Source organism: Galbibacter orientalis DSM 19592, assembly GCF_000260115.1.
Taxonomy (GTDB): Bacteria; Bacteroidota; Bacteroidia; order Flavobacteriales; family Flavobacteriaceae; genus Galbibacter; species Galbibacter orientalis.
Genome location: NZ_JH651379.1, coordinates 723387 through 738782, shown reverse-complemented (window position 1 = coordinate 738782; position 15396 = coordinate 723387). Strand labels below are relative to the sequence as shown.

The 15396-nt window shown below is 34.3% G+C and carries 8 protein-coding genes; all 8 read left to right on the top strand.

Annotated features, from left to right (window positions below; genetic code table 11):
- Position 1: 1 nt before the first annotated feature.
- On the top strand, positions 2-2206 hold the full coding sequence (locus tag JOOMADRAFT_RS03350; protein ID WP_008611334.1) for a pectinesterase family protein: 2205 nt from the start codon (positions 2-4) through the stop codon (positions 2204-2206).
- Positions 2207-2229: 23 nt separating this feature from the next.
- Entirely contained in the window at positions 2230-3636 is a 1407-nt protein-coding gene (locus JOOMADRAFT_RS03345) for a glycoside hydrolase family 28 protein (protein WP_008611333.1), read from the top strand.
- 17 nt (positions 3637-3653) lie between these two features.
- Positions 3654-5300: a glycoside hydrolase family 43 protein gene (locus JOOMADRAFT_RS03340; protein WP_008611331.1), complete on the top strand. Its 1647-nt coding sequence runs from the start codon at positions 3654-3656 to the stop codon at positions 5298-5300.
- Positions 5290-7746, top strand: coding sequence for a glycoside hydrolase family 95 protein (locus JOOMADRAFT_RS03335; protein ID WP_008611326.1), 2457 nt, complete (start codon positions 5290-5292; stop codon positions 7744-7746). Before JOOMADRAFT_RS03340 ends, JOOMADRAFT_RS03335 begins: the two co-directional genes overlap by 11 nt.
- A 320-nt stretch (positions 7747-8066) precedes the next feature.
- Complete coding sequence (locus JOOMADRAFT_RS03330; RefSeq protein ID WP_040879501.1) at positions 8067-9740, top strand: glycoside hydrolase family 28 protein; 1674 nt, start codon at positions 8067-8069, stop codon at positions 9738-9740.
- Positions 9741-9793: 53 nt separating this feature from the next.
- Positions 9794-12430 carry a glycoside hydrolase family 3 C-terminal domain-containing protein gene (locus JOOMADRAFT_RS03325; RefSeq protein ID WP_008611324.1) on the top strand — a complete coding sequence of 879 codons (2637 nt, stop codon included), beginning with the start codon at positions 9794-9796 and terminating at the stop codon, positions 12428-12430.
- An 11-nt stretch (positions 12431-12441) separates the two neighbouring features.
- The gene (locus JOOMADRAFT_RS03320; protein WP_008611323.1) at positions 12442-14115 is read left to right on the top strand and encodes an alpha/beta hydrolase fold domain-containing protein; all 1674 of its coding nucleotides are present in this window, start codon (positions 12442-12444) and stop codon (positions 14113-14115) included.
- A gap of 97 nt (positions 14116-14212) precedes the next feature.
- The gene (locus JOOMADRAFT_RS03315) at positions 14213-14857 is read left to right on the top strand and encodes a 2OG-Fe(II) oxygenase (protein ID WP_008611322.1); all 645 of its coding nucleotides are present in this window, start codon (positions 14213-14215) and stop codon (positions 14855-14857) included.
- The last annotated feature ends 539 nt before the right edge of the window (positions 14858-15396 follow it).

The window sequence follows — 15396 nt, the reverse complement described above, 5'->3', positions numbered from 1 at the left end:
AATGTTTTATCAGAAAAAAATAACATTTCTTTTCTCACTTTTTTTAGTTGTAAGCGCTTTCTTAAGCGCTCAACAATTGGCATTTCCAAATGCTGAAGGTTTTGGTCGCTATGCAACAGGTGGTCGTGGCGGACAAGTTTATGTGGTTACAAACCTTAACGACGATGGTGAAGGAAGTTTGCGGAAGGGAATTGTGAAAAATGGTCCCCGAACTATTGTTTTTAATATTTCTGGGACTATAAATTTAAAGTCAGATTTAGATATTAACAAAGGAGATCTTACCATTCTTGGACAAACGGCTCCTGGCGATGGAATTACAATAAAAGGATATCCTGTAAGTGTAAAAGCAGACAATGTTATTATTAGATATTTAAGGTTTAGAATGGGCGATGTGTATGGAGTAGAAGACGATGCATTTGGAGGGCGAGGTTTCGAAAATGCCATTATTGATCATTGTTCTATAAGTTGGTCTACCGATGAAAATGCATCATTTTATCATACCAAAAACTTCACCATGCAATGGTGTATTATTTCCGAGGCATTAAATCGTTCTATTCATAAAAAAGGAGCGCATGGATATGGCGGAATTTGGGGTGGACAAAATGCCTCTTTTCATCATAATTTAATTGCAAGTAATAGTAGTCGAAATCCTAGATTTAGCGGTTCTTCATCAACCCCAAATACAAAAGATGAGTTTGTTGATTTTAGAAATAACGTCATTTATAATTGGAAACTAGACAATACCTATGGGGGTGAAAAAGGACGTTATAATATCATTAATAATTATTATAAACCAGGACCTGCAACCGAAAAATCAAAAACTAATAGAATTGTAAATCCCTATAAGCCTTATGGTAAATTTTATGTAGAAGGTAATTTTTTAGAAGGGAACTCCGAAATTTCAGAAGATAATTGGAAAGGTCTTTTAGTTGATGATTTAGACGAAGTAAAACTTTCTTCAGAAGAAAAAATAACTAATGTAAACACACAAACAGCAACAGAATCATATGCCTCGGTATTGAAAAATGCAGGAGCAAGCAAGGTTAGAGATGCTGTAGATAAAAGAATTATTTCTGAAGTTAAAAAAGGAACAGCTACTTATAAAAATGGAATCATTGACTCCCAAAAAGATGTAGGAGGCTGGCCAACTTTAAAAGAGGTTTCAATAGAAAATGATAAGGACGAAGATGGAATTCCAGACGATTGGGAACTTAAGAATAATTTAAAACCTACTATTAAGGATTCACATATAATTGCTAAAAGTGAATATAGTAATATGGAAGTTTATGCAAATTCTCTTCTTAAAAAAAGGGAGTTTGATTATATAGTAAGTCTAGACGGTACAGGAGATTTTACCTCAGTTCAAGCAGCAATAGATGAGGTGCCAAATTTCAGAAAAAAACAAACACGTATTTTTATTAAAAATGGAGTCTATAAAGAAAAATTAGTACTCCCAGCTTCTAAAACTAATGTTGCTTTTATTGGAGAAGATAAAGAAAATACTATATTGACATTCAACGATTATGCAAGTAAACACAATGCTTTTGGAGAAGAAATGGGAACAACAGGCTCTACTTCTTTCTTTGTTTTTGGAGACGACTTCTATGCTGAAAATATTACTTTTGAAAATAGTGCTGGACCTGTTGGGCAAGCAGTTGCAGTTCGTGTAGATGGGGATAGAGTGTGTTTTAATAATTGCAAGTTTTTAGGAAATCAAGATACGCTTTACTTGCATGGAAAAGAGAGTCGTCAATACTATAAAGATTGCTATATAGAGGGAACGGTGGATTATATATTCGGTTGGGCTACCGCTTTTTTTGAGAACTGTACAATTATGAGTAAAGACCACGGATATGTTACAGCTGCTTCTACAGAAAAGAGTGCTAATTACGGAATGGTGTTTTACAATTGTAAGCTTTTAAGCAAAGCCGAAGAACACTCGTTTTATTTAGGAAGACCTTGGCGAGATTATGCGCAAACCATTTGGATTAATTGTTATATGGAAAACCATATAAAACCAGAGGGCTGGCATAATTGGAATAAGCCACAAGCCGAAAAAACTACTTTCTATGCTGAATACAATACTACAGGTCCAGGAGCGTCTAATAAGCGTGTACCATGGGCAAAACAATTAACAGCTTCGGATATTAAAAAATATACTAAAGAAGAAGTTTTAAAAGGAAACGATAACTGGAATCCAAACTAAATAAGAATAATAATCATTAACGCATGAAACTAAACAATCTATTTTTAAGTCTTATTGTAATTTTTACTTGCTTTTCTTGTAAAGAAGAGTCGAAGAAAGCTACTGCTGAATTACAAGACCCAGCCGATAAAATTATCAGTCAAATTGTTGTGCCTAACTTTCCTGATAAAAATTTCAATATTAAAGATTACGGAGCAGTAAACGATGGAGAAACAAATAATTCAAAAGCTATTAAAGATGCTATAAAAGCATGTAATGATGCTGGAGGAGGAAAAGTAATTGTTCCTAAAGGAAAGTATGTTACAGGGCCAATTCATTTATTAAGTAATGTGAATTTTCATTTAGAAGAAGGAGCAGAAATACTTTTTACAAAAGATAAAAAAGCTTATTTGCCTGTAGTTCACACTTCTTATGAAGGGGTGGAATTGATGAATTACTCTCCATTAATCTATGCATATAAACAAAAAAATATTGCAGTAACAGGAAAAGGAACTTTTAACGGACAAGCAGGGAAAGATAATTGGTGGCCTTGGTGTGGAGCAGAGCGTTACGGTCATATTGAAGGAGAGCCTCAGCAAAAAGATTCTGTAAATCTTCCGAGACTTCGAAAAATGAATGAAGCTGGAACTCCTGTTGCAGAACGTGTTTTTGGAGAAGGTTATCAATTGCGACCTACATTTTTTGAGCCATTTGAATGTGAAAATATTTTAGTTAAGGATGTTACGTTTACCAATGCGCCTTTTTGGGTTATGCATCCTATAAAATCTGTAAACATTACGGTGGATGGAGTTACGGTTCGTAGTCATGGACCAAATAACGACGGTTGCGACCCAGAGTATTCTAAAAATGTTCATATAAAAAATTGCTTATTTGATACAGGAGATGATTGTATTGCCATTAAATCGGGAAGAAACGATGATGGTAGACGTGTAAACATACCAAGTGAAAATATTGTGGTTGAAAACTGTGAAATGAAAGATGGTCATGGTGGTGTAGTAATGGGAAGCGAAATTTCTGCGGGCGTACGAAATGTATATGTTAGAAACTGTAAAATGGATAGTCCTAATTTAGATAGAGCTATCAGAATAAAAACAAATACTCTTAGAGGAGGTTTTGTGGAAAATGTTTTTGTAAAAAATATTGAAGTAGGTCAAGTAAAAGAAGCTTTTTTAAAGGTAAATACACACTACGGAATTTATGCTAATCAAGAAGGAGATTATATGCCTTCTATTAAAAATATTCATATTGAAGATGTAAAAGTAGACAATGGTGGGAAGTACGGAATTTTAGTGCGAGGCAGAGAAGCGTTACCAGTTAAAAATATTACGTTTAAAAATGTGGTAATAAATAAGGCAGCTACTCCTATGCTTATTGAACATTCAGAACCGATTCAATTTACAAATACATCAATTAACGGAAAACAATATTAAACACTTATTTTACAAGAATGAATTTACGCCAATCAAAACTATTTTTTATTTTATCTCTACTAGTAAGTTTTTCCTACGGACAAAACCCAGACAATTATAAGTCTAAAGTGTGGGTTGCAGACCAAGGAGATGGAACTTATAAAAATCCAATTCTGTATGCCGATTATTCAGATCCAGATGTGGTACGTGTGGGAGACGATTATTTTATGACTGCCTCCAGCTTTAACTGTGCGCCTGGATTGCCCATTTTACACTCTAAGGACATGGTAAATTGGAAGCTAATTAATTATGCGTTGCCCGAGCAAGTTCCAGTAGACCATTTCTCGGTTCCGCAACACGGTAATGGAGTTTGGGCGCCAAGTATTCGTTACCATAACAATGAAGTTTATATTTATTGGGGAGATCCAGATTTTGGAATTTATATGGTAAAGACCAAAGATCCTTTTGGAGAATGGGAGGCACCAGTATTAGTAATGGAAGCTAAAGGAGCAATTGATCCTAGTCCGCTTTGGGATGATAATGGAAAAGCATATATAGTACACGCTTGGGCTGGGAGTCGTGCTGGGGTAAAAAGTTTGTTGACGGTTCATGAAATGAATGCTGATGGAACCAAAGTTCTCGATAGTGGAAAACATGTTTTTGATGGTCATGAAAATCATCCTACTGTTGAAGGGTCTAAATTTTATAAGAGAAATGGATATTATTACATTTTTGCGCCTGCGGGAGGAGTTGCTACAGGATGGCAGCTTATTTTGAGGTCTAAAGATGTATATGGACCTTATGAGGAGAAAGTCGTATTAGAACAAGGAAGTACTAAAATTAATGGGCCACATCAAGGAGCGTGGGTGGATACTCCAAATGGAGAATCATGGTTTTATCATTTTCAAGACGTAGATGCTTATGGTAGGATTGTGCATTTACAACCCATGAGTTGGAAAAACGATTGGCCAGTAATGGGAGAAGATTACGATAAAAACGGAATTGGAGAGCCAGTTGCAATACACAAAAAACCTAATGTTGGAAAATCTTATTCTATAGTTACTCCAGTTGAGACTGATGAGTTTGATATGGACGAATTAGGATTGCAATGGCAATGGCAAGCAAATCCAAATGTACTTTGGAACGCACAATTTAGAAATACCGATTATTTAAGACTTTTCTCTATAAAAGTTCCAGAAGAGAGTCCTAATTTATGGATGGTTCCAAATTTATTATTACAAAAATTTCCAGCTCCAAATTTTTCAGCATCCACAAAGGTTAAATTGTTTCCAGAAGAGGCAGAGAGTGGTAAAAGCGCTGGACTTATAATTATGGGGATGGATTATGCAACCCTTACCATTTCATTAGATAAAGAGGGGTATTATATTACCCAAACAGAAGCTTTAGGAGCCATTAAAGGAAATGCAGAAAATGAAAATGCTAAAGAGCGAATCAAAAGTAATGAGGTTTATTTTAAAGTAACGGTTACAGCTCCAGATGCAACGTGTCAGTTTAGCTATAGCGAAAATGGAAGAAATTATAAAAAGATAGGAAAACCTTTTAAGGCACAACCAGGAAAATGGATTGGTGCCAAAGTAGGGATATTTAGTGTGAGTACTCAAGAAGCAAAACGTGGTGGGTATGCAGATTTTGATTGGTTTAAAGTGGAGCCTAATGAAAACTAAGTTTTATACGTTATTATTATTTTTATGTATTACCATTGGGAATGCTCAAAGCAATCATGTTTTATGGTATGATGAGCCTGCCGATAATTGGAATGAAGCGCTGCCCATAGGAAATGGGAGAATTGGCGCTATGTTATATGGAGGTGAAAAAGTTGATCAAATTCAGCTAAACGAAGAAACTGTTTGGGCTGGTAGTCCAGGAAATAATATTGCTAAAGATTATTATCAAGATGTAGAGTCTATTAGAGAACTACTATTTAATGGAAAATATACAGAAGCTCAACAAAAAGCTTTAGAAGTTTTTCCTAAAAACACTCCAGACAATACTAACTACGGAATGCCATACCAAACAGTAGGAAATATTAAATTGGCATTTAAAAACCATAATAAAATTTCCAATTTCCGAAGAGAATTAAATATTGAAAATGCTGTAGCAAAAGTTAGTTATTTGGCCGATGGAGTTCAATACAATAGACAGTATTTTGTTTCATATCCAGATCAGGTTATGGCAATTCATCTCCAAGCAAATAAATCAGAGAAATTGAATTTTGATATTGAAATTCAAAGTGCTCAAAAGCATGTAGCTTCTATTGAAAATAACATACTTCATTTAAAAGGCGTTAGTGAAACCCGTGAAAATAAACCAGGAAAAGTAAAGTTTAGTACACTAATTTATCCTAAGATAATTGGAGAAGGAAAAATAGTAAGCAGGGAAGGAAAACTTAGTGTAGAAAAAGCACAAGAAGTACTACTTTTTATAAGTATAGGTACAAACTTTAAAAAGTACAACGATTTATCTAATGCCGAAGACGAAGTTGCTTTAAAGTTTTTAAATAATGTTAAAAATAAATCTATAGAAGCATTGTTAGAATCCCATATTGAAGATTATCAGGACTTATTTAAGCGAGTAGATTTAAAATTAGGAAAAGAAAACTTGAGCAATCTAACTACAGATGAAAGGTTGAAAACATTTTCTAAAAATCATGATTTATCTTTGATTTCCTTATACTTTCAATTTGGACGGTATTTATTAATTTCGAGTTCTAGAGAAGGCGGGCAACCAGCAAACCTGCAAGGAATTTGGAATAATAAATTATCGCCGCCATGGGACAGTAAATACACAGTAAATATTAATACTGAAATGAATTATTGGCCAGCAGAAGTTACTAACTTATCAGAACTTCATGCTCCTTTATTTTCAATGCTAGAAGATTTATCGGAAACGGGGAAGGAAAGTGCTCATAAAATGTATCATGCTAGAGGATGGAATATGCATCATAATACAGATATATGGCGAATTTCTGGAATTGTAGACGGAGGTTTTTATGGATTTTGGCCAATGGGAGGCGCATGGTTAAGTCAGCATTTATGGCAGCATTTTTTATTTACAGGAGATATAAATTTTTTAAAAAAGTATTATCCAATTTTAAAAGAAACAGCACTTTTTTATGTTGATGTTTTACAAAAAGAACCTAAAAATGGATGGCTTGTAGTAACGCCTTCCATCTCTCCAGAAAATAAATACATCGATGGTGTAGGGGTAACTTATGGTACAACTATGGATAATCAATTGGTTTTTGATGTTTTTAATAATGTCATTACTGCAGCAAAAACTTTAAATATAGATGCCGATTTTATTAAGGTGGTTGAAGAGAAGAAGTCAAAATTACCGCCTATGCAAATAGGAAAACACGCTCAATTACAAGAGTGGATTGAAGATTGGGATAACCCTAATAATAAACATAGGCATATCTCTCATTTATACGGGTTATATCCATCGGCTCAAATATCTCCTTTTAAAAATCCAGAACTATTTCAGGCGTCAAGAAATACATTAAATCAGCGAGGCGATAAATCTACAGGGTGGTCTATGGGTTGGAAAGTAAATTTTTGGGCAAGAATGCTAAATGGAAATCGTGCTTATAAATTAATACAAGAACAACTTACCATGGTGGAAGATGGAACCACTTCTGGAGGAACCTATCCTAATTTATTTGATGCGCATCCTCCTTTTCAGATTGATGGTAATTTTGGTTGTACAGCGGGGATTGCAGAGATGTTAATTCAATCTCATGATGAGGCATTATTTCTCTTACCTGCATTGCCATCCGATTGGGATAAAGGAGGTGTAAAAGGACTTATGGCGAGAGGTGGTTTTGAAGTAGATTTAAATTGGACTCATAACAAACTTGTATCGGTAAAAGTTAAGTCTAAACTTGGTGGGAATTTGCGTATTCGTACAAAAGAAGTTTTGCTTGATGCTTCTGGGAAGGAATTACCAAAAGCATTGGGAGAAAATAAAAATTTGTTTTATCAAAATCCGTCAATAAAAGACGTTATTATTTCAAAAGACGCACAATTAGAAGACGAAGAGGAGTATAATTTTTATTTGTACGAGATTCCTACAAAAAAAGGAACTTCTTATAGTTTTATAACCAAAGAATAATTTAATCCCATAGAGGGTTTAAGTCCCTAGGTCTTGTCCTGAGTTTGCCTAAAGACTCTGTGTAGAAATAAGTAAAAGGAGCTGAATAAATCGAAGGTTTTTAAAATAGACTCCTAGCTATTAATAAAAATGAATTAAAAGAGGGTTTTAGTAATGTTGTTTCTTTAAACTACTTGTTTTATGGCAGTTAAGATTTAGTCTTTTTTCTTATAGTGAAGCGGTCTTGTATTTTTACTAGGACATTAATGATTTAAAATTAAAATGTATAACATAAATATATTCTTGTGAAGAACAAATTTCAAAATACTCATACTTTCAAAATGCATATTCTAATATGTATATTATTAAGTTTTACCATAGGAATGTCTCAAGAAATTGAGCCTGTCCCCTCTTCGATTTATGAAAATGTAGCTATTGAGATGTCAAAAGTGCCGTTGGTTTCTTTTCCAAAATTAACTGTTAGTATTGAAAAATATGGTGCCGTTGCTGGAGGGTTGGAGAAGAATACACAAGCTATAGAAAAGGCAATTAGTGAGGTGTCTAAAAAGGGAGGTGGAACTGTTAAAATCCCGAGAGGTATTTGGTTAACAGGCCCTATTACATTAAAGAGTAATATTAATCTTCATTTAGAAGATGGTGCTTTGTTGTTATTCAGTAAAAATTTTGAAGATTATCCTTTGACTGATACCAGTTTTGAAGGCTTAAATACCATGCGCTGTATCTCTCCAATAAATGCAATGAATGTTGAGAATATTGCAATTACAGGGAAAGGTGTTATTGATGGAAATGGAGATGCGTGGAGACCTGTAAAGAAGGGAAAAATGACTTCAAAGCAATGGGATAATTTAGTAGCTTCTGGAGGAGTGCTTTCTGAAGACGGGAAAATATGGTTTCCAACAAAAAGCTCTAAAAAAGGATTTGATAGCAGAGAATATTTTAATGTGCCTAATCTTACAAAAAAAGAAGACTTAGAATCGGTGAAAGATTTTCTTCGTCCAGTAATGGTAAGCATTGTAAATTGTAATAAAGTGTTATTAGATGGGCCAACATTTCAGAATTCTCCTGCTTGGAATATTCATCCATTAATGAGTGAGAATGTAATTATAAGAAATCTTAAGGTAAGAAATCCTTGGTACAGTCAAAATGGAGATGGATTAGATTTAGAATCTTGTAAAAATGTTTTAATCTACAATAATACTTTTGATGTTGGAGACGATGCCATTTGCATTAAATCTGGTAAAGATAAAGACGGTCGAGATAGAGGCATTCCTACTGAAAATGTTATTGTTAAAAATAATACCGTTTATCATGCTCATGGAGGTTTTGTAATAGGGAGTGAAATGTCTGGAGGTGTAAAAAATATAAATGTATCTAATTGTAATTTTATTGGAACCGATGTTGGTTTGCGTTTTAAAAGTACTCGTGGAAGAGGGGGAGTGGTAGAAAACATCTATATATCTGACATTAATATGATAAATATTCCTACGGAAGCTATTCGGTTTAATATGTTTTATAGCGGAAACGCTCCTATTTTAGAAGAAAATCAAAATGCAGAAGATGAACAAAGAGACGAACAAAAGGTTGCTGTAACTGAAGAAACTCCTGTTTTTAAAAATATTTATATGAAAAATATCATAGCAACAAATTCAGGAAAAGCAGCTTTTTTTATGGGACTTCCAGAGAAAAGTTTAGAAAATGTAACCTTAGAAAATGCGATGCTTGAAGCTGATGAAGGAATTACTGTAATTGATACTCGTGGTCTTCAGCTAAAAAATGTAAAAGTGATTAGCAAGAAAACAGAAGCGCTTATCATTTATAATTCTAATGATATTGTTGTTGAAGGTTTTACTTTTTCTGATAATGGTAAAAAGGCCGTTAAGGTTTTAGGTACAACTTCTTCTGAGATTAAATTAGAGTTGGCAGACTTTAACAATGTAAAGCAACAAATATCAATTGCTAAATCATTATCAAAAGAAACCGTATCTTTTCAGTAGTAAATTAACTCGGAGATATTTATGTCTCAATTATCGAGTAAAACCAACCAACTATGAAGCAATTAACTACGATTCTATTTCTTTTTTTAAGTTTTAATTTTTGTTTTTCGCAATCAGAAAAATATCCATTTCAAAATACCGAATTACCTGAAGATGAGCGTGTAAACGATTTAATAAATAGATTAACAGTAGACGAAAAAATAGCGCAATTACTGTATCAATCTCCAGCAATTGAAAGATTAGGAATTCCAGCATACAACTGGTGGAATGAGTCTTTACACGGCGTAGCTCGAGCAGGATATGCAACAGTATTTCCTCAATCTATCACTATTGCAGCCTCTTGGGATGATGAATTGGTTGCTGAGGTTGCAAATGTAATTTCAGATGAAGCGAGAGCAAAACACCATGAGTATCTCCGGAGAGGACAACATGATATTTACCAAGGACTAACTTTTTGGTCGCCTAACATCAATATTTTTAGAGACCCTCGCTGGGGTCGTGGTCATGAAACTTATGGAGAAGATCCATATTTAACAGGAGTTTTAGGAACAGAATATGTAAAAGGATTACAAGGAAACAATGCTAAGTATTTAAAAGTGGTGGCTACCGCAAAACACTTTGCTGTGCATTCGGGACCAGAGCCTCTAAGACATGAGTTTGATGTAGCTCCTTCTCAACGAGATTTGTGGGAAACGTATTTACCAGCTTTCCGAACTTTAGTAAAAGATGGGAATGTGTATTCTATTATGACGGCTTATAATAGAATTTATGGAGAAGCGGCCAGCGCAAGTAATTCGTTATATTCTATTTTAAGAGATAAATGGGGCTTTAATGGCTATGTAGTTTCAGATTGTGGAGCAATTGCAGATATGTGGAAAACACATCATGTAGCTAAAGATGCTGCCGAAGCTTCTGCAATGGCGGTTAAAGAAGGATGCGATTTAAACTGTGGAAATTCCTATGAAAAACTTACAGATGCTCTTCAAGATGGACTTATTACAGAAGCAGATTTAGATGTTGCGCTTCACCGATTGATGCGTGCACGTTTTAAACTTGGAATGTTTGATTCAGATGAAAAAGTACCTTATGCAAAGATTCCTTTTTCAGTAAATAATAATCCAAAACATAAGGTGTTAGCACTTAAAGCGGCTCAAAAAAGTATTGTCTTATTAAAAAATGAGAATGCTATTTTACCATTGTCTAAAAATCTAAAAAATATAGCTGTTATTGGTCCAAATGCCGATAATATACAATCGCTTTGGGGGAATTATAATGGAATGCCAAAAAATCCTGTTACCGTTTTAGAAGGAATAAAAAATAAAGTGGGAGCACAAGTAAATGTACATTTTGAGGAAGGAGCGCCATTAGCAAAAGGAATCCCAACTATGGAAGTAATTCCATCAGCATATTTTTCTACAGAAGACGGAAAGCAAGGTCTTACATCAGCATATTACAATAGTACAGAATGGAAAGGAGCACCTCTTTTTACTAGGGTAGATCAAGCTGTAAATTTTCAATGGGATATTGATACGCCAGACTCACGTTTAAAAATAGGAAATTATAGCGTGCGTTGGTCGGGCTACATAACACCTCCTAAATCGGGGACGTATTATTTTAGCGATTGGGGAAAGCCATTTATGGCGTTTACAATTTCCGATACTATAAAAGGAGGAGGCACGCATGAGCATCATGCGGTTATAAACCCAAAAAATATGTATTTAGAGGAAGGTGAAAAGTATAAAATTGAAATAAGATATAACAATTATTATGGAGATGCTACTGCAAAAATGATGTGGAGTATTCCTACAGAAAACCAACTTGAAAAAGCAGTATTAGCAGCTAATAAATCGGATGTAGTAGTATTGGCTTTAGGGTTAAATGAACGGTTAGAGGGAGAAGAAATGAAGGTAGAAGTAGAAGGATTTGCCGATGGCGATCGTACTAGCTTAAATCTTCCTAAAAAGCAGGTTGAGTTAATGAAGGAAGTAGTTGCTACAGGAAAACCAGTAGTACTTGTATTACTTAATGGAAGCGCATTATCTATTAATTGGGCTTCAGAGAATATTCCTGCTATAATTTCAGCTGGCTACCCAGGGCAAGAAGGTGGAAATGCTATTGCAAATGTATTGTTTGGCGATTATAACCCTGCGGGAAGACTTCCTGTAACTTATTATAAATCGGTTGACGATTTGCCACCTTTTGAAGATTATAATATGGATGGGCGGACGTATAAATATTTTAAAAAAGAACCGCTTTATCCTTTTGGGTATGGATTAAGTTATACAAAATTTAAATATTCAAATCTAGAAATTCCTTTAGAAATAAAAATAAACGAGCCTATAAAAGTTTCCGTTCAAGTTGCTAATGAGGGAGATTTTGATGGCGATGAGGTTGTTCAATTGTATGTAAGAGATGAAGAAGGCTCTACTCCTAGGCCTATTTGTGAATTGGTTGGGTTTAAAAGAATTCATCTAAAAAAAGGTGCTAGGCAGAAGGTAGAATTTACTATTCAGCCTAGGGAGTTAGCAATGATAAATAAGGATGATAAATTTGTAATTGAGCCTGGTTGGTTCTCTATTTCTGTAGGAGGTTCACAACCAAATTTCACAGAAAATAAACATATTAATTCTACAAACACAGTAATCGGAAGGGTTGAAATAAAAGGAAAAACTACCGAATTAGAATTTTAAATAAAACCATTATGTTAAGAAGATACAAGCCATTGTATTTGCTATTGTTTACTATAATTGCTAACTGTTTTATATTACAAGCTCAAGAGAAACCGACTACAATTTATTTAATAGGCGATTCTACGATGGCCGATTATACTGGAGATTATGATCCAGATAAAGACTATATGGAAACCCGGTATCCAGTAACGGGTTGGGGGCAAGTATTCCAACAGTTTTTTGTGGATGATAGCTTGTCTCAAATAAAAAATCTCATTTTTGGAGGTCAGGTAATTGTAGACGATCGTGCTCGTGGAGGAAGAAGTACACGAACTTTTTTTCAGGAAGGACGTTGGAGATCGGTTTTTGAAAATTTACAACCAAATGATATCGTTATTATGCAATTTGGACATAATGATGCAGCTGAGAATAAGCCAGAACGTTATGTAGATATTGAGGGTTATAAAGAGTTTTTACGCTTATATGTATCTCAAACTAGAGAAAAGGGAGGTTTGCCAATTATTTTAACTCCTGTGGCTCGAAATTATCCTTGGGAAAATGGTGTTTTAAAAGATGTTCATGGAGATTATGATATAGCCCCAAAAGAAGTTGCTGAAGAAATGGATGTGAATTTAATCGATTTAAATAGACTATCGCAAGCGTATTTTACTTCTAAAGGAAAAGATTTTGTAACTAAAAACTACTTTATGAATTTACCTGCAGGAAAATATAAAGCATATCCTGAAGGCCAAAATGATAACACTCACTTTCAGCCTAAAGGTGCAGAAGCAATAGCGCAATTGGTTTTTAACGATTTAAAAAGAATTTCTTCAAACACTATAAAACCGAAGCCATATACTATTGAAACTACGTATGAGAAACTAAAAAAACATTATCCAGAGATTAGTCCTATTTCTGAAGATAAATCTTCAGAAATTATAAGTATTGAAAATGTAATTTATAAAACTACGAAGGAGAAAGATTTGACTGCCGATGTTTTTATTCCGAATAAAAAGAAAGAAAATTATCCTGCGGTTTTATTAATTCATGGCGGTGGATGGATTTCTGGGAGTAAAGAAAATCAAAAAATAATGGCTCAAAAGTTAGCTGAAAATGGCTATGTATCGGTGTCAATTAATTATACATTGAGTACGGTGGCGCCATATCCGCAAGCTGTTTTAGACATAAAGGATGCATTGAAATGGATGCGAACTCATGGAGATAATTTAAAAATAGATACTGATAAAATAGCTGTTTTAGGAGCTTCTGCAGGCGCGCAACTAGCAACTTTGGTAGGAGTTACTCCAAATAATCCATCTTTTAAAACTTCAAGTTCAGTCTCAGATAAGGTTCAGGCGATTGTTAATATTGATGGGATTACTTCTTTTATTCATCCTGAAGCTGAAGAAAGTGAAATAGCAGGAAAATGGTTGGGGGGTTTAAGAAATGAAAACCCGACAAATTGGAAGTCGGCATCTCCGTTGGAATATGCAGGAGAAGATACCCCGCCTATTTTGTTTGTTAATAGTGCCCAGCCTAGATTTCATGCAGGGCGAGACGATATGATTTTAAAGTTAGATGAATATAATATTTATGCTGAAGTGCATACATTACCAGATTCACCACATTCTTTTTGGTTGATGAATCCATGGTTTCAGCCAACTTTAAAATACACATTGGATTTTCTAAAGAAAACTTTGAAGTAAAAAGCGAGGATTTAAAGTGGTTTTTTTACATTAAAAAATTAATTAATACCAATTGAATTAAAGTCTATATTTGCGCACTTTTTTTAAATAGCGCATAATGGATGAGTTGTTCGATCAGTTGGAGTTTATTGAAAACCCACTATATGAATCAATTATTGAGGATCTTTTGGAACAACAGTATAGCGTTGTAGATAATTTCTTTTCTGCTGAGGAAGTTTTTTTACTTAGGGCTTCTTTGTTGGATAAATATGAAGAAGACAAGTTTAAAAAGGCAGCTATTGGAAATAAGTTTGAAGAGCAAATAATAAAATCTATCCGTGGGGATTTTGTGCTTTGGATAGATGAAAAAAATAGTAATTCTGCTGAAAAGCTTTTCTTTAATAAAATTAATAGTCTGATTGATTATTTAAATAAAACCTGTTTTTTAGGGATTTTGCATAAAGAATTTCATTATGCAATCTATCCTGAAGGTACTTTTTATAAGCGACATTTAGATACTTTTCAGAACGATGATCGCCGAAAGCTTTCTTTTGTTTGTTATTTAAATGATGAAAATTGGAAGAATGAAAATGGAGGAGAACTTGTTATTTATAAAGATGAGAACGGAATGGAAGTTCCAAAAAATTTATATCCACTTCCTGGGCGAGTTGTAATTTTTGAAAGTCAGTTATTAGAACATGAGGTAAAAACTGTACTCGCTTCCGAAAGATATAGTATAACAGGTTGGTTGAAGACAAGATGATTTTGTAAACAAGTCCTTTCAATCAAAGGGAGAAATCGCATTCTTGTTTTTTAATTCAAGAGTATTTTTGGGATGGGATGTCTCCCTTTGGTCGACATGACTGTTCAAGGATGCTTTTTGGTAATGAGAAGTCCCCCTTTGGTCGGCATGACTGTTCAAGGATGTTTCTGGTAGTGAATGGCTCCTTTGGTTAGCATGACCGTGGAGTTTTAGAAAAGAATTTTTATATATCATATCATCGAGTCCTTTCGACTGAAAGGAGAAATCACATTCTTGTTTTTTAATTTAAAAGTATTTCTGGGGATGAGATGTCTCCCTTTGGTCGACATGACTGTTCAAGGATGTTTCTGGTAGTGAGATGCCTCCTTTTGGTGGGCATGACTGTGGAGTTTTAGAAAAGAATTTTTATAAATCAAATCATCGAGTCCTTTCGACCAAAGGGAGAAATCGCATTCTTGTTTTTTAATTTAAAAGTATTTCTGGGGATGAGATGTCTCCCTTTGGTCGACATGACTGTTCAAAGATGCTTTTTGGTAATG